Source organism: Cellulosimicrobium cellulans, from assembly GCF_007679345.1.
GTDB lineage: Bacteria > Actinomycetota > Actinomycetes > Actinomycetales > Cellulomonadaceae > Cellulomonas > Cellulomonas cellulans_A.
The window spans coordinates 1-20139 of sequence record NZ_VEGH01000016.1 but is presented as its reverse complement, the minus strand read 5'-3'; the positions used below and the strand labels follow the sequence as shown (position 1 = coordinate 20139).

Annotated in this window: 19 protein-coding genes; 4 read left to right on the top strand and 15 right to left on the bottom strand. The window is 74.6% G+C overall.

Translation table 11 applies throughout. The features are described from left to right. Window positions 1–72: 72 nt before the first annotated feature. The 6 genes from pstB to FS882_RS17850 form a co-directional block, all read right to left on the bottom strand. The gene (gene pstB / locus FS882_RS17875) at window positions 73–852 is read right to left on the bottom strand and encodes a phosphate ABC transporter ATP-binding protein PstB (RefSeq protein WP_158375122.1); all 780 of its coding nucleotides are present in this window, start codon (window positions 850–852) and stop codon (window positions 73–75) included. A 46-nt stretch (window positions 853–898) separates the two neighbouring features. Beyond that, window positions 899–1855: a phosphate ABC transporter permease PstA gene (gene pstA, locus FS882_RS17870; RefSeq protein ID WP_158375120.1), complete on the bottom strand. Its 957-nt coding sequence runs from the start codon at window positions 1853–1855 to the stop codon at window positions 899–901. 1 nt (window position 1856) lies between these two features. Further along, window positions 1857–2867 carry a phosphate ABC transporter permease subunit PstC gene (gene pstC, locus FS882_RS17865; protein ID WP_158375118.1) on the bottom strand — a complete coding sequence of 337 codons (1011 nt, stop codon included), beginning with the start codon at window positions 2865–2867 and terminating at the stop codon, window positions 1857–1859. Between the two features lie 133 nt (window positions 2868–3000). After that, complete coding sequence (gene pstS / locus FS882_RS17860) at window positions 3001–4119, bottom strand: phosphate ABC transporter substrate-binding protein PstS (RefSeq protein WP_158375117.1); 1119 nt, start codon at window positions 4117–4119, stop codon at window positions 3001–3003. 164 nt (window positions 4120–4283) lie between these two features. Continuing rightward, the gene (locus FS882_RS17855) at window positions 4284–4997 is read right to left on the bottom strand and encodes a response regulator transcription factor (protein ID WP_158375115.1); all 714 of its coding nucleotides are present in this window, start codon (window positions 4995–4997) and stop codon (window positions 4284–4286) included. 4 nt (window positions 4998–5001) lie between these two features. Then, window positions 5002–6246 carry a sensor histidine kinase gene (locus FS882_RS17850; RefSeq protein ID WP_158375113.1) on the bottom strand — a complete coding sequence of 415 codons (1245 nt, stop codon included), beginning with the start codon at window positions 6244–6246 and terminating at the stop codon, window positions 5002–5004. A 208-nt stretch (window positions 6247–6454) separates the two neighbouring features. Here FS882_RS17850 and phoU point away from each other — a divergent pair, with 208 nt between their 5' ends. After that, window positions 6455–7117 carry a phosphate signaling complex protein PhoU gene (gene phoU / locus FS882_RS17845; protein WP_158375111.1) on the top strand — a complete coding sequence of 221 codons (663 nt, stop codon included), beginning with the start codon at window positions 6455–6457 and terminating at the stop codon, window positions 7115–7117. Between the two features lie 193 nt (window positions 7118–7310). Here phoU and FS882_RS17840 read toward each other — a convergent pair whose 3' ends face one another. After that, window positions 7311–8051, bottom strand: a complete 741-nt coding sequence (locus FS882_RS17840) for a phosphoglyceromutase (protein WP_158375109.1) — start codon at window positions 8049–8051, stop codon at window positions 7311–7313. Window positions 8052–8140: 89 nt separating this feature from the next. On the opposite strand from FS882_RS17840, the gene FS882_RS17835 reads away from it, so the two are divergent. Beyond that, window positions 8141–8581, top strand: a complete 441-nt coding sequence (locus FS882_RS17835) for a nitroreductase family deazaflavin-dependent oxidoreductase (RefSeq protein ID WP_158375107.1) — start codon at window positions 8141–8143, stop codon at window positions 8579–8581. 4 nt (window positions 8582–8585) lie between these two features. Here FS882_RS17835 and mshA read toward each other — a convergent pair whose 3' ends face one another. The 4 genes from mshA to FS882_RS17815 form a co-directional block, all read right to left on the bottom strand. Then, a complete protein-coding gene (mshA, locus tag FS882_RS17830; protein WP_262348399.1) occupies window positions 8586–9821 on the bottom strand; it encodes a D-inositol-3-phosphate glycosyltransferase in 1236 nt (411 codons plus the stop codon). A 150-nt stretch (window positions 9822–9971) separates the two neighbouring features. Continuing rightward, entirely contained in the window at window positions 9972–11399 is a 1428-nt protein-coding gene (locus FS882_RS17825) for a sugar porter family MFS transporter (RefSeq protein WP_158375103.1), read from the bottom strand. Beyond that, on the bottom strand, window positions 11396–12460 hold the full coding sequence (locus FS882_RS17820) for a lactonase family protein (protein WP_262348395.1): 1065 nt from the start codon (window positions 12458–12460) through the stop codon (window positions 11396–11398). The genes FS882_RS17825 and FS882_RS17820 overlap by 4 nt, the downstream gene beginning before the upstream one ends. Before the next feature lie 80 nt (window positions 12461–12540). Then, window positions 12541–13860 (bottom strand): ROK family protein, encoded by a 1320-nt coding sequence (locus FS882_RS17815; RefSeq protein WP_158375101.1) that lies wholly within the window; start codon window positions 13858–13860, stop codon window positions 12541–12543. 79 nt (window positions 13861–13939) lie between these two features. On the opposite strand from FS882_RS17815, the gene xylA reads away from it, so the two are divergent. Then, window positions 13940–15127: a xylose isomerase gene (xylA, locus tag FS882_RS17810; RefSeq protein WP_147795461.1), complete on the top strand. Its 1188-nt coding sequence runs from the start codon at window positions 13940–13942 to the stop codon at window positions 15125–15127. A 119-nt stretch (window positions 15128–15246) separates the two neighbouring features. Further along, window positions 15247–16677 carry a xylulokinase gene (xylB, locus tag FS882_RS17805; RefSeq protein ID WP_158375099.1) on the top strand — a complete coding sequence of 477 codons (1431 nt, stop codon included), beginning with the start codon at window positions 15247–15249 and terminating at the stop codon, window positions 16675–16677. 77 nt (window positions 16678–16754) lie between these two features. Here xylB and FS882_RS17800 read toward each other — a convergent pair whose 3' ends face one another. From FS882_RS17800 to nadC, 4 genes are all read right to left on the bottom strand, one after another. Then, complete coding sequence (locus FS882_RS17800) at window positions 16755–17096, bottom strand: histone-like nucleoid-structuring protein Lsr2 (protein WP_158375097.1); 342 nt, start codon at window positions 17094–17096, stop codon at window positions 16755–16757. Window positions 17097–17218: 122 nt separating this feature from the next. Continuing rightward, the gene (locus FS882_RS21125; protein ID WP_187365355.1) at window positions 17219–17395 is read right to left on the bottom strand and encodes a hypothetical protein; all 177 of its coding nucleotides are present in this window, start codon (window positions 17393–17395) and stop codon (window positions 17219–17221) included. 67 nt (window positions 17396–17462) lie between these two features. Continuing rightward, complete coding sequence (gene lysS / locus FS882_RS17795; RefSeq protein WP_158375095.1) at window positions 17463–19001, bottom strand: lysine--tRNA ligase; 1539 nt, start codon at window positions 18999–19001, stop codon at window positions 17463–17465. A 35-nt stretch (window positions 19002–19036) separates the two neighbouring features. Further along, on the bottom strand, window positions 19037–19963 hold the full coding sequence (gene nadC, locus FS882_RS17790; protein ID WP_158375093.1) for a carboxylating nicotinate-nucleotide diphosphorylase: 927 nt from the start codon (window positions 19961–19963) through the stop codon (window positions 19037–19039). Window positions 19964–20139 lie beyond the last annotated feature (176 nt).

Below are 20139 nucleotides of genomic sequence, written 5' to 3'. Positions count from 1 at the left end.
CTCGTACGGCCCGGGCGGTCGGCGCGCGGTTCCCCTCCCGACCCGCGCGCCGGTCGCCGTGCCCCCCGCGGCTCAGCCGAAGCGGCCGGAGATGTAGTCCTCGGTCGCCTGCTCCTTGGGCGACGAGAACATCGTGGCGGTGTCGTCGATCTCGATGAGCTTGCCGGGCTGGCCGGTGCCGGCGATGTTGAAGAAGGCCGTGCGCTCGGAGACGCGGGCCGCCTGCTGCATGTTGTGCGTGACGATGACGATCGTGTACTCGCTCTTGAGCTCGGCGATCAGGTCCTCGATGGCGAGGGTCGAGATCGGGTCGAGCGCGGAGCACGGCTCGTCCATGAGCAGCACCTGGGGCTTCACGGCGATCGCGCGGGCGATGCACAGGCGCTGCTGCTGGCCGCCGGACAGGCCGGAGCCGGGGCGGTCGAGGCGGTCCTTGACCTCGTTCCACAGGTTGGCGCCGCGCAGCGAGGCCTCGACGAGGTCGTTCGCGTCGCCCTTCGAGATCCGGCGGTTGTTCAGCCGGACGCCGGCGAGCACGTTCTCCGCGATCGACATCGTCGGGAACGGGTTCGGGCGCTGGAACACCATGCCGACCTGGCGGCGCACGGCCACCGGGTCGATCTCGGCGCCGTAGAGGTCCACGCCCTCGACCGCGACGGTGCCCTCGACGCGCGCGCCGGGGATGACCTCGTGCATGCGGTTGAGGGTGCGCAGGAACGTCGACTTCCCGCAGCCGGACGGGCCGATGAACGCGGTCACCGAGCGGGGCTCGATGGTCATGTTCACGTCCTCGACGGCCTTGAAGGCGCCGTAGTAGATGTTCAGGTCCTTGACGTCGATGCGCTGAGCCATCTCGGTCGTCTCCTTGTGCTTGGTGAAGGGGAGGTGGGGGCGGCGGTCAACGGATCTTCGGGGCGAAGAGCCGCGTGACGAGGCGCCCGATCAGGTTCAGCACCATGACGATGAGGAAGAGCGTGAGGGCGGCGGCCCAGGCGCGCTGCAGGTTGATGTCCGGGATGCAGCTCGCGTCGCCGTCCGTGCACGGGACCAGACCCTGAGCGTACTGCCGGTACACGTAGACGGGCAGCGTCATCATGCGGCCCTCGAACAGGTTGAAGTTGATCGAGTCGACCACGCCGACGGTGAGCAGCAGCGGGGCCGTCTCGCCGATGACGCGCGCGATCGCCAGCATGACGCCGGTGGTCAGGCCGGCCACCGAGGTGCGCAGCACGACCTTGATGATGGTCAGCCAGCGCGGCACCCCGAGGGCCAGCGACGCCTCGCGCAGCTCGTTCGGGACGAGCCGCAGCATCTCCTCGCTGGACCGGATGACCACCGGGATCATCAGCACCGACAGGGCGACGGAGCCGATGGCGCCGAACTTCGCACCCGGCCCGAGGAGCAGCGCGAACAGCGCGTAGGCGAACAGGCCGGCGACGATCGACGGGATGCCCGTCATCACGTCGACCAGGAAGGTCACCAGCCGCGCGAGCGGCTTGCCGTTGCCGTACTCGACCAGGTAGATGGCGGTCAGCAGGCCGATCGGCACCGAGATGAGCGCCGCGAACAGCGTGATCTCGAGGGTGCCGATGATCGCGTGGTAGATGCCGCCCGCGTCCATGCCGCCGAAGACGCCGCGCATGGAGTGGAGCAGGAAGTAGGAGTCCAGCCGGCCGATGCCGCGGGACACCACGGTCCAGGTGAGCGACAGCAGCGGGATCATCGCCAGCACGAAGGCCGCGCTGATCAGCACCCGCATCGTGACGTCGGTGCGGCGCCGGCGGCGGTCCGTGGCCTGCAGCGCCTCGCGCAGCGACGCGCCCGCCGGGCTGGTGGTGGTCGGGGTGGTCGTCATGTCAGTTCGCCCCCGAGAAGTCCTTGCGCCGCGCGACGATCGCGCGGGCGGCCATGTTCACGGCCAGGGTGATGATGAACAGGGCGAGACCGGTCGCGATCAGCGTCGCGACGCCGGTCTGGTTGGCCTCGGGGAACTGCGCGGCGATGTTCGCGGCGATCGTCTGCTGCTGGCCGGCGGCGAGCAGCTGGAACGAGTAGAGGAACCCGGGCGACAGGATCATCAGGACGGCCATCGTCTCGCCGAGCGCGCGGCCCAGGCCGAGCATGGCGGCCGACACGATGCCGGACCGGGCGAACGGCAGCACGGCCATCCGCACGACCTCCCACTGCGTCGCGCCGAGGGCCAGGGCGGCCTCCTCGTGCAGGCGCGGGGTCTGCAGGAACACCTCGCGGCAGATGGCGGTGATGATCGGCAGGATCATCACCGCGAGCACGACCGCCACGGTCATCATCACGCGGCCGGTCGGCGACACCACGCCGCCGAAGAACGGGATCCAGCCGAGGTACGTCCCGAGGAACTCCCACACCGGCTGCACGACCGGGCTGAGCACCAGGCCGCCCCACAGGCCGTAGACGACCGACGGGATGGCGGCGAGCAGGTCGACCACGTAGCCCAGCGCGCTGGCGAGCCGGCGCGGGGCGTAGTGCGAGGTGAACAGCGCGATGCCGATGGCGACCGGCGTCGCCAGCAGCAGCGAGACCGCGGCCGCGAGCAGCGTGCCGAAGATCAGCGGGCCGACGAAGCCCAGCAGGCTGGTGTCCTCGGGGAACCAGCTGACCGCGTCCGACAGCTCGGACGAGTCCGCGGTGAGGGCGGGCCACGCGCGCTGGACCAGGAACACGGCCACGGCGGCGAGGATCACGAGGATCAGGACGCCGGCCCCGGTGGCGAGCCAGCGGAACGCCAGGCTGCCGCCGCGGTCGCCGTGGCCCGCGCGCAGCCTGCGGGCCGTCGTGCCGGGCTTCACCGGCTCGGTGGGCCCCGCGGTGCGGGGCTGGGTGCTGGTCACACGGTCTCCTGTGGGAGGGGGAGGGGAGAAGGCGTGTCTCGCGCCGACGGCCGGCCCACCGCGAGGTGGACCGGCCGGGGTCCGGTCGGGAGGGGCGGCCGACGGGTCACGACGACCGCCCCTCCCCCGGTCGTCAGGACGCCAGGGTGATCGCGTCGATCGAGGCCTGGACGTCGGTGCGCAGCGTGTCCGAGATCGGCGCGGAGCCCGCGGCCGACTCGGAGGCCGCCTGGCCCTCGGCGGAGGCGACGTAGGTCGCGAACGCCTTGACCAGGTCCACGTCCTCCTGCGAGTCGTAGGACTGGCAGACGACGAGGTACGAGGCGAGGATCAGCGGGTAGGCGCCGGCCTCGGTCGTGGTGCGGTCGATGTCGATGACGATGTCGCCCTCGGCGCGCGAGTCGTCGCGCGGGGAGACGTCGAGCGCGGCGGCGGCGCCCTCCTCCGACGGGGCGACGAACTCGTCGCCGACCTGGATGGAGACCTTGCCGAGCGAGCCGGCCTTCGACGCGTCGGCGTAGCCGATGGTGCCCTGGCCGCCCTGGACGGTCTGGATGAGGCCGGAGGTGCCCTGGCCGGACTCGCCGCCCTCGACCGCCCAGTCGCCGGACGGCTCGGCCGTCCACGCGCCGTTGCCGGCCTTCGACAGGTAGTCGGTGAAGTTCTTGGTGGTGCCCGACTCGTCCGAGCGGTGCACGGTGGTGATCGCCAGGTCCGGCAGCGTCACGTCCGGGTTCGCCTCGGCGATGGCCGGGTCGTTCCAGTTCGTGATGGTGCCGTTGAAGATGTTCGCGATCGTCTCGGCCGAGAGGTTGAGCTCGGTGACGCCCTCGACGTTGAACACGACGGCGATCGGGGAGATGTAGACCGGCAGGTCCACCGCGCTCGCGCCGAAGCAGCGCTCCTGCGCCTGGGCCAGCTCGTCCTCGTCGAGGGCGGAGTCCGTGCCCGCGAACTTCACGGAGCCGTCGAGGAACGCGGTGCGCCCGCCGCCGGAGCCGACCGGGTCGTACGAGACGGTCACGTCGGGGTTCGCGTTCTGGAACCCGGCGCGCCAGGCCTCCATCGCGGACTCCTGCGACGAGGCCCCGGAGCCGGCGAGCTCGCCCGACAGGGAGCTGGTCGAGCCGGTGTCGGAGCCCGAGGTCTCGGGGGTGTCGCCGGTCGGGTTGTCCGAACCACATGCCGTGAGGGAGAGGGCGACGACGCCGGCGAGGGCGAGGGCACCCGTACGACCGCGGTTGAGCTTCACAGTGTTGTCCGTCCTGTCGTGACGCGGCGCGCACCCGTCTGTGCGCGACCTGGCGCCGACGCTAGGGAGCGCAGGTGACCAGGCTCCCGTAGCCGGGTGAACGGACGGTGAACGAGCGGACAATCCTGGCGGGGACCCGCGTGGCGCGCGTCACGCCCGGCCGGTCAGGCCGGGTCGTCGTCGAGCAGCTTGTAGCCGAGGCCGCGCACGGTGACCAGGAGCGTCGGGTTCCCCGGGTCCGGCTCGATCTTGGCGCGCACCCGCTTCACGTGCACGTCGAGGGTCTTGGTGTCGCCGACGTAGTCGGTCCCCCACACCCGGTCGATGAGCTGGCCGCGGGTGAGGACGCGCCCGGCGTTGCGCAGCAGCAGCTCGAGCAGCTCGAACTCCTTCAGCGGGAACGCCACCGGCTCGTCGTCGACCGTGACCGTGTGCCGCTCGACGTCCATCCGCACCCGGCCGGCGGCGAGCACGCCGTCGTCCTCGGGCTCCTCGTCGGACGCCTGCGCCGCGGGCGCCTGGCGGCGGCGGAGCACCGCGCGCACCCGGGCCAGCAGCTCGCGCGACGAGTACGGCTTCGTGACGTAGTCGTCGGCGCCGAGCTCCAGGCCGACGACCTTGTCGATCTCGCCGTCCTTCGCGGTCAGCATGATGACCGGGACGTCGCTGCGCTGCCGGATCCGGCGGCAGACCTCGGTGCCGGACAGGCCGGGCAGCATGAGGTCGAGCAGCACGAGGTCCGCCCCCTCGGACTCGAACGCCTCCACGGCCTCGATGCCGGTGGCGGCGGTGGTGACCTGGAACCCCTCGCGGCCGAGCAGGTACGCCAGCGGGTCGCGGTAGGACTCCTCGTCCTCGACGAGCAGGATGCGGGTCACGGGGTCAGGCCTCCGGTGCGGTGTCGGGGTGGGCGGCCTCGGCGCGCGGGGCGTCCGGGCCGGGGCGGTCGGGGACGACCAGGGTCTGCGGGCGGTCGTCGGGCGCGGCGACGGGCGGCTGGCCCACGGCGACCGGGAGCCGCAGGGTGAACGTGGAGCCGCGGCCTGGCTGCGACCACACCTGCACGTCGCCGCCGTGGTCGGCCGCGACGTGCTTGACGATCGACAGCCCCAGCCCGGTGCCGCCGGTCTCCCGGCTGCGCGCCGGGTCGACCCGGTAGAACCGCTCGAACACCCGGTCCTGCTCCTCGGGCGAGATGCCCACCCCCTGGTCGACGACGGCGATCTCCACCAGGCCGTCCCGGGTGCGCACCCCGACGCCGACGGTGGTGCCGGCCGGCGAGTAGCGCACGGCGTTGTCCAGCAGGTTGCGCACGGCCTGCACGAGCATCGTGGGGTCGCCGAACACCCGGGTGCCGGACTCCCCGCCGACCTGGAAGGTCATCTCCTTCGCGGCGGCGCCGGTGCGCGCGCGGTCGACGGACTCGGCCACCACCGCGTCGACGTCGACCACCGCGATGTCCTTCAGGGCGCCGGCCACCTGCAGCCGCGACAGCTCGAGGATCTCGTGCACCAGCTCGGACAGCCGGTGCGCCTCGCTCACCATCCGGCCGGCGAACCGCCGCACCGCCTCGGGGTCGTCCGCGGCGTCCTGGACCGTCTCGGCCAGCAGCGACAGCGCGCCGACCGGGGTCTTGAGCTCGTGGGACACGTTCACGACGAAGTCCCGGCGGATCGCCTCCAGCCGGCGCGCCTGCGTGCGGTCCTCCGCGAGGACGAGCAGCAGGCCGGGGGCGACCTGCGCGACGCGCACCTGGAGCATCACGGTGCCGGGACCCACGGGCCCGCGCGGCAGCTCCAGCTCCTCGTCCCGGATCAGCCCGGTGCGGCGCACGTCGGCGATCAGCTCGCGCACCGCCGCGTGCACGACCATCCCGTCCCGGACCACGCCGAGGGCGAAGGCCGGCGGGCTCGCGCGCACCACCCGGTCGTCGTCGTCCAGCACGACCGCAGCGGAGCGCAGCACCGCCAGCGTCCGGACCACGCCGTCGTCCACCTCCGGCGCCGGGCGCTCCGGGACGGTGTGCTGGGCGCGCTCGCTGAACCGGAACGCCAGCGTCGCCCCGATGCCGGTGAGCAGACCCAGCACGCCGGCGAGCAGCGCTCCGAGACCGTTGAGACCCTCCACGGCGCCAGCGTACGGTCGCGCGGAGCGTGCCCGGGACCGGCGCGGCCCGCAGCCGGGGACGCCGGTCGCAGTGTTCATCTCCGTTCACCGCGCGTCGACCCCGCGTTCACCGGGGCGTTCACCCAGGCGTGCGAGCGTGGGCGGCCGGGACCAGACTGGTGCACCCACGCACGCCCGCGCGCGACCGGCGCGCGAACGAGAGGAAGCCATGCGGGAGATCTTCGAGGCCGAGCTCAAGCAGCTCGGGGACGACCTGGTGGCGATGAGCCGCCGGGTGGAGCACGCGATCGGCGCGGCCGGCGAGGCGCTGCTGCGCCAGGACCTGGCGCTCGCGGAGTCGGTGATCGCCGACGACCTCGCCATCGACGCCCTGGAGCGCGACCTCGACGAGCGCTGCGTCCTGCTGCTCGCCCAGCAGCAGCCGGTCGCCACCGACCTGCGCGTCGTCGTGTCGGCGCTGCGGATGAGCGCGACGCTCGAGCGGATGGGCGACCTGGCCCGGCACGTGGCGCAGGTGGCCCGCGGCCGGTACCCGAACGCCGCGATCGACCCGGCGCTGACCGGCGTGTTCACCGAGATGAACGAGGCAGCGCGCCGCGTCGCCCAGCGCACCACCCAGGTGCTCACGTCGCACGACCTGACCGAGGCCGAGGGCATCGAGCGCGACGACGACCTGCTCGACTCGCTGCACGAGGAGACGTTCCGCGTCCTGCTCGGCGGGTCCTGGACGGGCACCCCGCAGCAGACGATCGACGTCACGCTGCTCGGCCGGTACTACGAGCGGTTCGGCGACCACGCCGTCTCGGTCGCGCGCCGCATCGTGTACCTGGTGACCGGCGAGTTCGCGAGCGACGCCCCCGGCACCCGCTGACGTCGCCGCGCGGGCGGCCGCCGGCCGCCGGCCGCCGAGGTTGCGGTAGATGCGGGGTTCGGCGCGCTGAACCCCGCATCTTCTGCAACCTCGGCGGATCGCGAGGCGCGTGCGTCGGCGGCCGGGGACGACGACGGGGCCCGGTCCGACAGGTGTCGGACCGGGCCCCGTCGCGCGTGCTGCGTGCTGCCGGTCAGCGGCCCTGGTTCGCGACCGCGGCGATGGCCTCGGCGGCCGCGTCGGGGTCGAGGTAGGTGCCGCCCGGGTTGGTCGGCTTCAGGGTCTCCTCGTCCAGGTGGTAGACGAGCGGGATGCCGGTGGGGATGTTGATCCCGGCGATCGTCGCGTCGTCCACGTCGTCGAGGTACTTGACGATCGCGCGGATCGAGTTGCCGTGCGCGGCCACCAGGGTGGTCTTCCCGGCCTTCAGGTCGGGGACGATCTCGGCGTCCCAGTACGGCAGGGCGCGGTCGAGCACCTGCTTGAGCGCCTCGGCGCGCGGGATCGGCTCGCCGGCGTAGCGCGGGTCGCTGTCCTGCGAGAACTCCGAGCCGAGCTCGATGTCCGGCGGCGGGACGTCGTAGGAGCGGCGCCAGAGCATGAACTGCTCCTCGCCGTACTCCTGGAGGGTCTGCTTCTTGTCCTTGCCCTGGAGGGCGCCGTAGTGGCGCTCGTTCAGGCGCCACGAGCGCTTGACCGGGATCCACAGCCGGTCCGCGGCGTCGAGCGCGTAGTTCGCGGTCGTGATGGCGCGGCGCAGCAGCGACGTGTGCACGACGTCCGGCAGCACGCCGGCGTCGGTCAGCAGCGTCCCGCCGCGCTTGGCCTCCGCGACGCCCTTCTCGGACAGCGCGACGTCGACCCAGCCGGTGAACAGGTTCTTCGCGTTCCATTCGCTCTCGCCGTGGCGGAGCAGAACGAGGGTGTAGGTCATGGGTCCCATCCTGCCGCACCGCGCGCCCGCGCGTCGGGGGACGTTCGGCCCGCGGAACACGCGCACCCCCGCCGGGCGTTGCACGGGGCATGCCGATCACCGGGGAGTACCAGCCCAGCACCGACCAGCGCTCGCGCGAGCAGGTGGAGCTCATCGAGAGCTCCGGCGGGACGCGGGGCACGACGATGCGCGGGATGCCCGTCGTGGTCGTGACCATGCTCGGGGCGAAGTCGGGCAAGGTGCGCAAGATCCCGGTCATGCGGGTCGAGCACGACGGCGTGTACGCCGTGGTCGCGTCGCTGGGCGGCGCGCCGACGCACCCGGTCTGGTACCACAACCTGCTGGCCCACCCGCTGGTCGAGCTGCAGGACGGCCCGGCGAAGGGCGACTACACCGTGCGCGAGGTCGAGGGCGCGGAGCGCGAGCTGTGGTGGGCGCGGGCGGTCGAGGCGTACCCCGACTACGCGGACTACCAGACCCGCACGTCCCGGGTGATCCCGGTCCTGGTCCTGGAGCCGGTCGCCGCCTGAGGGATCAGACCGCGAGGCGCGCGCGGCGCTCGGCGGCCAGGGCGTAGACCTTGAGCACCTGCTCGGCGGTCGCGTCCCAGCCGTACTGCTCGGCCACCCGCCGGGCGCCCGCCCGCCAGGCCGTGCGCGACGCCGGGTCGGCGAGCGCCGCCGCCAGCGCGTCCGCCCACACGGCCGGGTCGTGCCCCCGGACCTGCCGCCCGGAGACGCCGTCCTGCACGACGGACCGCAGCCCGCCGACCGCGGACGCGACGACGGGGGTGCCGGCGGCCTGCGCCTCGACGGCCACCAGCCCGAACGACTCGCTGCGCGACGGCACGGCCACGAGGTCGGCCGCGGCGAACCACCGCGCGAGGTCGGCGCGCTCGACGGGCGGGTGGAACCGCACGTCGTCCGCCACCCCCGACGTCGCGGCGAGCGCCTGCAGCTCGGTGAGCGCGGTCGCGCGGCCGCTCGGGCCGCCGAGCACCACGAGCAGCGGCACCGGCCGCCCGGTCGCCCGCAGCACGCCCAGCGCCCGCACCAGCACGTCGGGCGCCTTGAGCGGCTGCACCCGGCCCGCGAACACGACGACGTCCCGGTCGACGGGCAGCCCGAGGTCCCGGCGCAGAGCGGCGCGGTCGGCGCGCGGCCGGAACGTGCTGAGGTCGACACCCGGCGCGACGACGTGCACCCGCTCGGGGTCGGCGTCGTACATGCCGACGAGGTCCTGGCCCTCCTCGGCGGTGCTCGCGACCAGCGCGTCGGCGGCCGCGACCACCTGCTCCTCGCCGATCACCCGCGTCGCCGGCTCGGGACTGTCCCCCGGCGCGAGCGCGGCGTTCTTGACCCGGGCCATCGTGTGCATGGTGTGCACCAGCGGGACGTCCCAGCGCTCGGCGGCCAGCCAGCCGACCTGGCCGGACAGCCAGTAGTGGCTGTGCAGCACGTCGTACCAGCCGGCGGGCCGGGTGGCGCCGACCCGGAGCACGCCCGCGGTCACCGCGCACAGCTGGCCGGGCAGGTCGTTCTTGTCCAGCCCCTCGTACGGCCCGGCCGGCACGTGGTGCACGAGGACCCGGTCGTCGTCGGGGTCCAGGTGGACGGAGTCCGGGAGCGCGGACGAGGTGGCGCGGGTGAAGATCTCGACCGCCGCGCCGCGCCGGGCCAGCGCCCGGGCCAGCTCCGCGATGTAGACGTTCATCCCGCCCGCGTCGCCGGTGCCCGGCTGGTCCAGGGGCGAGGTGTGCACGGACAGCATGGCGATGCGCTGCGGATCGTGCGGCACGACGCGGCTCCGGGGGGGGACGGATGATCGACGGGACTCCCCCATTGTCGGCCATGCGCGGGGTCCCGCACACGGGACCCCGACCGTCCGGGCGGGATCCGGGGCGCCGCCGGGCCCCGGCGGTCAGGGGCGTGCGGCCCGGAAGTCCTCCTCCAGCTGCTCCAGCGACCGGTCCCGGGTCTCGGGGAGCACGAACCGCACGAACAGCCAGGACAGCACGTTCACGGCCGCGAACAGCAGGAACGTCCCGTTGACGCCGATGCCCGCCACCACGGACGGGAAGAACCCGGAGATGACGGCGTTCGCCGCCCAGTTCCAGAACACGCACAGCCCGATCGCGAACCCGCGCACCCGCAGCGGGAACAGCTCCGCGAGGATCACCCAGCACACGAGCCCGACCGACGACTGGTTGAACCCGACGAACAGCACGAGGAACGCCGTCACGGCGACCGACCGGGCGGTGCCCTCGGGGAGCGCCGCCGAGCACAGGGCGATCATCAGGTGCGACGCGATGATGCCGGTGAGGCCGACCAGCAGCAGCCCGCGCCGCGTGACCCGGTTGATCAGGCGCAGGCCGATCAGCATGCCGAGCACCGAGAACACGCCGTTCAGCACGTTCGCCACGAGCGCCACGTCGCCGCTGAACCCCGACTCCCGGAGCAGCTGGGTGCCGTAGTACATCACCGCGTTGATGCCGCCGAGCTGGTTGACGACGGCGACGCCGACGCCGATCAGCACCAGGCGGCGCACCCACGCGAGCCGGAGCTCGGACCAGCCGCCCTGCCCGCGCACGGCGTCGGCGCGCTCGTGCGCGACCAGCGTCCGGACCTCGAGCAGCTCGGCGGCGGCGCGGCCGGGGTCGCGCACCTGGCGCAGCACCGCGAGCGCGTCGTCGTCCCGCCCGCGGGACAGCAGCCAGCGGGGTGACTCGGGCATCCGGAGCATCCCGACGAACAGGGCGACCGCCGGCACGGCCTGGACCGCGAGCATGTACCGCCAGACGCCGGCGTGGTCCGACCAGACGGTGCCGATGACGGCGTTGACCACGAACGCCGCCAGCTGCCCGACGACGATGGCGATCTCGTTCCGGCCGGTGATCGCGCCCCGGCGCTCGGTGGGCGCCAGCTCGGCCAGGTACACCGGCACCGTGACCGACGCGCCGCCGACCGCGAGCCCGAGCACGAACCGGGTGGCCGCCATGACCTCGAACGACGGGGCGACGACGCTGCCGAGCGCCCCCGCGAAGAACACCACCGCCAGCACCACCAGGGTCCGCCGCCGGCCGACCCGGTCCGCCAGCCGGCCGCACAGCAGCGCGCCGATCGCGGCGCCCACCAGCAGGCTGCTGGTGACCAGGCCCTCGGTGGCCGGGGTGAGCCCGAGGTCCGCGACCATCGGGTCCAGCGCGCCGTTGATGACGCCGGTGTCGTAGCCGAACAGCAGGCCGCCGAACGTCGCGACGACCGTGATCACGTCGAGCCGGCGCAGGTGCGGCCCGGGCAGCAGCGGCGGGAGGGTGCGCGGGGCCGCGGCCCCCGGCACGGCGGTCACGCCGGCACGACGCACGCCGGGGCCGGCAGCGCCACGGTCGACACGACGGCGCCGTCCCGCAGGACGGTGAGCGAGTCGCCGCGCTGGTCGGCGACCACCGTCCAGCCCTCGACGACCGCGAAGTGCCGGGGCCAGGCGCCCGGCAGCGCGGTCTGTCCCGCGGGCGCGAGCGTGCCGTCGGGGCCGGGCGCGAACGTCGCGAGCACGTCGGTGCCGCGGGTCGCCACGAGGACGCGGTCGCCGGCCCGGTCGATGTGCGAGGGCAGCGGCCGCCCGCCGGAGCCGGTCCCGGTGCCGTCCTCGGCCGCGGGCACGTGCTGGACCACCCGGCCGGAGGCGGTCGCGGCGTCCCAGGCGAGCACGGCGACGGTCACGTCGAGCTCGCAGGCCACGTAGGCGATCCGGCCGTCGGCGGAGAACACCAGGTGCCGCGGGCCCGCGCCCGGGCGGAGGGTCGCGGCGATGCCGTCCTCGGTCAGCAGCCCCGTGCCCGGGTCGCGGCGGTACCGGCGGATCTCGTCGGTGCCGAGGTCGCAGACCAGCAGGTGCGCGCCGTCGGGGGTGAGCGCCGCGAAGTGCGCGTGCGACGCCTCCTGGCGGTCGGCGTCCGGGCCGGAGCCGGTGTGGGTCAGCACCTGCGCGGGCTCGGCGGCGGCGAGGCCGTCCGGGCCGAGCTCCAGCACCGCCAGCGAGCCCGACGAGTAGTTGGGGACGTACGCGACGCGCCCGGCGGGGTCGATCAGCACGTGGCACGGGTCGTCGCCGCCGCTGCTCGCGGTGCCGGCGGCGGTCAGCGTCGGGCGGCCGTCCGGGCCGGCGCCGACGCGGAAGGCCGCCACGGCGCCCGCCGCGTGCTCGGCGACGGCGAGCAGCACGCCGGCCCGCCGGTCGACGGCGAGGAACGAGGGGGCGTGGGTCTCGGCGACGAGCACGGGGTCGGCGAGCCGCCCGGTCCCCGCGTCGAGGCCGACCCGCCAGATGCCCTCGCCGAGCCCGGCGGGGGTCCCCGCGCCGGCCGAGGGGTAGGTGCCGATCCACAGGTCGCGCAGGTGCTCCGTCACGGCGAGGACTGTAGGCGACGCCACCGACGCCCCGCGACCGCCCGGGCCGGGCGGGGCCGGGCGGTCGCGGGGCCGGGCGGTCAGGCGGCGGGCGCGGGCAGCCAGGCGGCCGGGTGGTCGGCGACGGCGCGGAGGACGACCAGCGCCGCCCCGTCCATCGCCGCGTGCTCCCCGCCCGCCGCGACGCCGACGCGCGCGTCCGCCCAGGCCGCCGCGAGAACCCGGGACCGCAGCTGCGCCACCACGGCGTCCGTCAGCCACGGCGCCAGGGGCGCGTAGATCCCGCCGAGCACGACGGCCTCGACGTCGACCAGGTTGACGAAGTTCGCCAGCGCCACCCCGAGCGCCTCCCCCGCCGACCGCAGCGCCCGCGCGGTGCGCTCGTCCCCGGCGTCGGCCGCGGCGAGCAGCGCCTCGACCGGCTCCTCGACGTCCCGGCCGGCGGCGCGCAGCAGCGCGTCCTTGCCGGCGTACTGCTCCAGGCAGCCGCGCGCCCCGCAGGTGCACCGCGGTCCCTGCTGGTCGACGACGGTGTGGCCGAGCTCGCCGCTCCAGCCGTGCCGGCCCGCGAACACCTCGCCGTCGAGCACGATCGCGGCACCGATGCCGACCTCGCCCGACACGTACAGGAACGACTGCCCGGCGGCCCCGGCGCGCGCCTCGGCCCGCGCGGCCAGGTTCGCCTCGTTCGCCAGCCGCACCCCCAGGCCGTCGACCTCCGGGTGGCCGGCCAGCAGCGCGACGACGTCGACGTCCCGCCAGCCCAGGTTCGGCGCGAGCCGCAGCGGGCCCGTGCCGCGGTCGACGAGGCCGGGCAGCGCCAGGCACATCCCGGCCAGCCGCGCCCCGGCGGGCAGCGCGGCGCGCACCTCCCCCACCAGCGCGGCCAGCACGCCGAGCACCCGCTCGGGGTCGCTGTGCCGGTAGTCGCCGCGGGTCTCCCGGTGCGCGAGCACCCGCCCGGCGAGGTCGAGCGCGCGCACACCCACGTAGTCGACGTTCACCTCGGCGCCCAGGCCCACGACGGTGCCGGACGCCGGGACCAGCGGGACCGCGGGCCGGCCCGCGCGGGCGGTGGCCGTCGGCGGCAGCTCGTCGACCAGGCGGGCGCCGATCAGCAGGTCGACCAGGGCGGACACCGCGCCGCGGGTCAGCCCGGTCGCGGTGGCGACGTCGGCGCGGGACGGCGGCGCGGCGGGCGCGGCGCCCCCCGTGGAGTCCGCCGCGGCGGGGCCCGCGGCGTCCAGCACGTGCCGGAGCACGAGGGCCAGGTTGTGCTCCCGCAGCGAGCCCTGCCGGGCCGGGACCCGACGGCGCGCGGCCGGGCCGGCGGCGGCCGGGCGGGCCGCGCCGGGGTCGACGGCGGGCGCCTCTGGCGGCGCGGCGGCGGGGTCGGTCACGCGGTTGACCCTAGCCGGTCCCGCGTATAAGTTCACTCACAAGACAAACCCCGCAGGGTTACTCGATGAGGAGCAGACGATGGTGCGCACGCCCACCCGCGACGACAAGTTCTCCTTCGGTCTCTGGACCGTCGGCTGGAACGCCCAGGACCAGTTCGGCTCCGCGAGCCGGCCGTGGCTCGACCCGGTGGAGTCGGTGCACAAGCTCGCCGAGCTCGGCGCCGCGCACGTGACGTTCCACGACGACGACGTGGTGCCGTTCGGCTCCGACGACGCCGAGCGCGAGCGCATCCTCGGCCGGTTCAAGCAGGCGCTGGCCGACACCGGCATCACGGTCGAGATGGTCACGACCAACACGTTCAGCCACCCGATCTTCAAGGACGGCGCGTTCACCTCGAACGACCGCCGCGTGCGCCGCTACGGCCTGCGCAAGGTCATCCGCAACGTGGACCTGGCCGCCGAGCTCGGCGCCGACACGTTCGTGATGTGGGGCGGCCGCGAGGGCGCGGAGTACGACTCCGCCAAGGACCTGAACGCCGCGCACGACCGGTACGCCGAGGGCATCGACACCGTCGCCGCGTACATCAAGGAGAAGGGCTACGGCCTCCGGATCGCCATCGAGCCCAAGCCGAACGAGCCCCGCGGCGACATCCTGCTCCCGACCATCGGCCACGCCCTGGCGCTGATCGCCAAGCTCGAGCACGGCGACATCGTCGGCCTGAACCCGGAGACCGGCCACGAGCAGATGGCGGGCCTCAACTACACGCAGGGCATCGCCGAGGCGCTGTGGGCCGGCAAGCTGTTCCACATCGACCTGAACGGCCAGCGGTCCATCAAGTACGACCAGGACCTCGTGTTCGGCCACGGCGACCTGTTCTCCGCGTTCGCCACGGTCGACCTGATCGAGAACGGCTTCCCGTCCGGCGGCCCGCGCTACGACGGCCCCCGGCACTTCGACTACAAGCCGTCCCGCACCGAGGACTTCGACGGCGTGTGGGAGTCGGCCAAGGCCAACATGGCGACCTACCTGCTGCTGAAGGAGCGCGCGCAGGCGTTCCGCGCCGACCCGGAGGTCCAGGAGGCCCTCGAGGCGTCCGGCGTGCTCGAGCTCTCGCAGCCGACGATCGGCGAGGGCGAGACCCTGGCCGACCTGCTGGCCGACCGGTCCGCGTACGAGGACTTCGACGTCGAGGGCGTCGCCGCCCGCGGCTTCGGCTTCGTCCGCCTGAACCAGCTGGCCCTGGAGCACGCCCTGGGCGCCCGCTGACGCACGCACCACCGCCGAGGTCGAGGGTTTCCGGCGAGGTCGAGGGTTCCTGCCCCCGGTTTCGCGTGGAACCCTCGACCTCGGCGCTTCTCCCCTACCAGCAAGAGCGAGGAAGCAGCATGGGCCTGGTCGCCGGGGTGGACTCCTCCACCCAGTCCTGCAAGGTCGTCGTGCGCGACGCCGGCACCGGGGCGCTGGTGCGCTCCGGCCGCGCGTCGCACCCCGACGGCACCGAGATCGACCCGCGGCACTGGTGGGACGCCCTGCAGACCGCGGTGCGCGACGCCGGCGGCCTCGACGACGTCGACGCGGTCGCGGTCGGCGGGCAGCAGCACGGCATGGTCGCGCTCGACGCCGACGGCGAGGTCGACCGCGACGCGCTGCTGTGGAACGACACCCGGTCCGCGCCGTCCGCGCTGGCGCTGATCGACGAGCTCGGCGGGCCGCAGGCCTGGGCCGACGCGATCGGGTCGGTGCCGGTCGCCTCGCTCACCGTGACGAAGCTGCGCTGGCTGCGCGACCACGAGCCGGACGCCGCGGCGCGGGTCGCCGCCGTCGCGCTCCCCCACGACTGGCTGACCTGGCGGCTCGCCGGGTACGGCCCGGGCAACGCCGACCTGACGGCCCTCACCACCGACCGGTCCGACGTGTCGGGCACCGGCTACTGGTCGCCGTTCACCGAGGACTACCGCCGCGACCTGCTGGAGCTGGCGCTCGGCCACGACGTCGTGCTGCCGCGGGTCGTCGGCGCGGGCGAGGCGGCGGGGGTCGCCGGGGACACCGGGCTCGTGCGGGCGGGTGCGGCGCTGGGCGCCGGGGCGGGCGACAACGCCGCCGCCGCACTCGGGCTCGGCATGGTCGCCGGCGACGTCGCGATCTCCATCGGCACCTCGGGCGTCGTGTCCGCGGTGTCCGCCACGCCGACGGCCGACGGCTCCGGCCTCGTCACGGGGTTCGCCGACGCGACCGGCGCCTACCTGCCGCTCGCCTGCACCCTGAACGCCTCCCGGGTGCTGGACGCCGCGGCGCGGATGCTCGGCGTCGACCACGCGGGGCTGTCGCGGCTCGCGCTGTCCGCGCCCGCCGGCGCCGACAGCCTCGTGCTGGTCCCGTACCTCGAGGGCGAGCGCACGCCGAACAAGCCGGACGCCACCGGCGCGCTGCACGGGATGCGGCTGGCCAACACCACCCCCGCGCACCTGGCCCGGGCCGCGGTCGAGGGGATGCTGTGCGCGCTCGCCGACGGCCTGGACGCGCTGCGCGCGCAGGGCGTGCCCGTCGAGCGGGTGTCGCTCATCGGCGGCGGCGCCCAGTCCGAGGCCGTCCGGCGGATCGCGCCGGCCGTCCTCGGGACGGCCGTGACCGTGCCGACGCCGGGCGAGTACGTGGCGGACGGCGCCGCGCGGCAGGCGGCGTGGGTGCTGAGCGGGTCGGAGCAGCCGCCGGCGTGGACCGCCGCGGGCGAGTCCGAGCTCTACGAGGCCGACCCCGCCCCGCACGTCCGCGAGCAGTACGCCGCGGTGCGCGAGCTCACGGCCACGCGCGGCTGAGCCCGCGCGGCCGGCCCGGACGCAGGACGGCCCGGCACCCCACGCGGGGTGCCGGGCCGTCCTGCGTGCCGCGGGGCTCAGCCCTGGGCGGCCTCGTAGGCGTCGCGGATCTCGGCGGAGATGCGGCCGCGCTCGGAGACCTCGTAGCCGTTCTCCTTGGCCCAGGTGCGCACGGCACCGGCGTCGGAGGACCGGCGCGGGCGGCTGCTGCCGGCGCTGCTGCCACGGCCCGAGGACGCGCGGCCGCCGACCTTGCGGGCGTGGCCCACCCAGGTGCCCAGCGCGTCGCGCAGCTCGGCCGCGTGGGCGCTGGTGAGGTCGATCTCGTAGGACACGCCGTCGAGCGCGAACGTCACCGTCTCGTCCGCCGTGCCGCCGTCAATGTCGTCGACCAGCAGGACCTGAACCTTCTGTGCCATTTCGCCCTCCCGAGCATCGGCCGCCGTCGCAGGCCCCCGTCGGCGAGCGGCGTGAATACGTGCGTTCGTCAAAGAGCATGACAGCCGGGAAGGCCCGCGTCAAAGCACGGGTGGACATTCGTTCAGATTTCGGTCGACTTCTCCGCCTCATTCGCGCGGGCCGCGTCCTCGCGATCCATCCGCGCCAATGCCGCGCGTTCCGTGCGATCGGCGTTCACGAGCGCCCGGATGGCGATCCAGAAGATCACCCCGACGCCGACCGACGGGATGAGCGCGGCTAGCGCGGGGCCGATGTCCATGCCGCCAGAATACGCCCGCTCACGACGACGCCCGGCGGCCCCGAGGGTCCGCCGGGCGTCGCGTCGATCAGGCCTGGGGCTTCACGAGCGGGAACAGGATCGTCTCCCGGATGCCCAGGCCGGTCAGGGCCATGAGCAGGCGGTCGACGCCCATCCCCATGCCGCCGGTCGGCGGCAGCGCGTACTCGACGGCCGCGAGGAAGTCCTCGTCGAGCTGCATGGCCTCGTCGTCGCCGGCGGCGGCCAGCAGCGCCTGCGCCTCGAACCGCTGGCGCTGGATCACCGGGTCCACCAGCTCGGAGTAGGCCGTCGCGAGCTCGAAACCGCGCACGTACAGGTCCCACTTCTCGACCTGGCCCTTGATGCTGCGGTGGTCGCGGGTCAGCGGGCTGGTCTCGACCGGGAAGTCGCGCACGAAGGTCGGCGCGTGCAGGTGGTCGCCCACCCGGTGCTCCCAGATCACCTCGACGAGCTTGCCGTGGCTGACCCGCTTCGGGTCGAGCTGCACGTCGAGGCGGTCGGCGATCTTCTGGAGGTGCGCGACCGAGGTCTCGGGCGTGATCTCCTCGCCGAGCGACTCGGACAGCGAGCCGTACATGGTGAGCTGCGCCCAGTCGCCGCCGACCTCGTACTCCTCGCCGTCCGGCAGCGTGATCGTCGTGGTCCCGAGCACGTCCTGCGCGGCGGTCTGCACCAGGTCCTGGGTCAGCGCGGCCATCGTGTCGTAGTCGCCGTAGGCCTCGTACGCCTCCAGCATCGCGAACTCGGGCGAGTGCGTGGAGTCCGCGCCCTCGTTCCGGAAGTTCCGGTTGATCTCGAACACGCGCTCCAGGCCGCCGACCGCGGCGCGCTTGAGGAACAGCTCCGGCGCGATCCGCAGGTACAGGTCGATGTCGAACGCGTTCATGTGCGTCACGAACGGGCGCGCCGCGGCGCCGCCGGGCTGCGTCTGCAGCATCGGGGTCTCGACCTCGAGGTAGCCGCGGCGGTGGAAGTTCTCCCGCAGCGAGCGCACGACGCCGGCGCGCAGCCGGACGGTGTCGCGGGCGGCCGGGCGCACGATGAGGTCGACGTACCGCTGGCGGACGCGCACCTCCTCGGACAGCTCGGGGGCCTCCTCGTCGCCCTTCGCGTACAGGTTCGGCAGCGGGCGCAGCGACTTCGCGGCCAGCGTCCAGGCGTCGGCCATCACGGACAGCTCGCCGCGGCGGGACGCCACGACCGTGCCGTGCACGAACAGGTGGTCGCCCAGGTCGACGTCGGCCTTGAACGCGGCCAGCCGGTCCTCGCCGACGTTCGCCAGGCTCAGCATCGCCTGCAGCCGGTTGCCCTCGCCGTCCTGCAGCGTGGCGAAGCACAGCTTGCCGGTGTTGCGCAGGAACACGACGCGGCCGGCGACGCCGACGACGTCCTCGGTCTCCTGGCCGGGCTCCAGGTCGGGGTGCGCGGCGCGGACCTCGGCGATGGTGTGCGTGCGGGGGACGCCGACCGGGTACGGCTCGACGCCCTCCGCCAGCATCCGGTCCCGCTTCTCGCGCCGGACCCGGAGCTGCTCGGGGAGGTCGTCGGCGGCGGGGACGGCGGGCGTCTGCTGGGGCTCGGTCACGCCGGAATCCTACCGAGCGGGCGGACCCCCGGCCGTCACGCCGCCGGGTCGGGGGCGCGGACTCCCTCGACCAGGTCCAGCGCCAGGTCCAGGATCGGCGACGAGTGCGTGAGCGCCCCGACCGACAGGTAGTCGACGCCCGTCGCGGCCACCTCGGCGGCCCGGTCGAGCGTGAGGTTGCCGGTGGCCTCGAGCTCGACGCGCCCGGTGGCGGCCTCCCCCGCACGGACCGCCTCGACGGTGGCGGCGAGGACCGGCGTCGGCATGTTGTCGAGCAGCAGGAACCGGGCGCCGACCGCGACGGCCTCCAGCGCCTGCTCCACCGTGTCGGCCTCGACCTGGATCGCCACGTCGGGGAACCGGGCGCGCACGGCCTCGACCGCCGCGGCCACGCCGCCGGCCGCCACCACGTGGTTGTCCTTCACCATCGCGACGTCGTGCAGGCCCATGCGCTTGTTCGTGCCGCCGCCGCGCCGCACCGCGTACTTCTCCAGCTCCCGCAGGCCGGGGGTGGTCTTGCGGGTGTCGAGCACCTGCGCGCCGGTGCCGGCCAGGGCGTCGGCCCAGCGGCGGGTGTGCGTGGCGACGCCGGAGGCGCGGGACGCGAGGTTCAGCGCGGTGCGCTCCGCGACCAGCAGCGCCTGCACGGGGCCGGTGAGCACGGCCAGCACGTCGCCCGGGGCCACGGCGGTGCCGTCCTCGACCCGCTGGTCGACCGTCGCCGGCGCGAGGCCGAGGCGGTCGGTGACCTGGCGCAGCACCTCGGCGACGACCGGCAGCCCGGCGACGACCCCCGCCTCCCGGGCCACCAAGTGGGCGACGCCGGGGACGTCCGGGGCGACGGTGGCCTGGGTCGTGACGTCGCGGCCCGGCGCGGGGCCGAGGTCCTCGTCGAGGGCGACCGCGACGGTGCGGGCGAGCCAGGCGGGGTCGAGGGCGTCGAGGGCGTCGGGCGTGGTCACCCCGGAAGCCTAGGGCCGCGGTGGGGCGGGCCGGGACGCGCGCGGAGCGGCGGCGGTGCCGGACCCGCCTCGCGCCCGGATGGATCCACTCGGGCCGACACGCGCCGGCGTGCCCGTCCGAACGGATCCACTCGGTCGCCGTGCGGGGGGGGGCGGGGTGGTCGCGAAGTCCGGCG

Bases quoted from the DNA above. Each gene is read 5' to 3' on its own strand.
- pstB (WP_158375122.1), bottom strand. From the start codon at position 852: ATGGCTCAGCGCATCGACGTCAAGGACCTGAACATCTACTACGGCGCC.
- pstA (WP_158375120.1), bottom strand. From the start codon at position 1,855: ATGACGACCACCCCGACCACCACCAGCCCGGCGGGCGCGTCGCTGCGC.
- phoU (WP_158375111.1), top strand. From the start codon at position 6,455: ATGCGGGAGATCTTCGAGGCCGAGCTCAAGCAGCTCGGGGACGACCTG.
- FS882_RS17840 (WP_158375109.1), bottom strand. From the start codon at position 8,051: ATGACCTACACCCTCGTTCTGCTCCGCCACGGCGAGAGCGAATGGAAC.
- FS882_RS17835 (WP_158375107.1), top strand. From the start codon at position 8,141: ATGCCGATCACCGGGGAGTACCAGCCCAGCACCGACCAGCGCTCGCGC.
- mshA (WP_262348399.1), bottom strand. From the start codon at position 9,821: ATGCTGTCCGTGCACACCTCGCCCCTGGACCAGCCGGGCACCGGCGAC.
- xylA (WP_147795461.1), top strand. From the start codon at position 13,940: ATGGTGCGCACGCCCACCCGCGACGACAAGTTCTCCTTCGGTCTCTGG.
- xylB (WP_158375099.1), top strand. From the start codon at position 15,247: ATGGGCCTGGTCGCCGGGGTGGACTCCTCCACCCAGTCCTGCAAGGTC.
- FS882_RS17800 (WP_158375097.1), bottom strand. From the start codon at position 17,096: ATGGCACAGAAGGTTCAGGTCCTGCTGGTCGACGACATTGACGGCGGC.
- FS882_RS21125 (WP_187365355.1), bottom strand. From the start codon at position 17,395: ATGGACATCGGCCCCGCGCTAGCCGCGCTCATCCCGTCGGTCGGCGTC.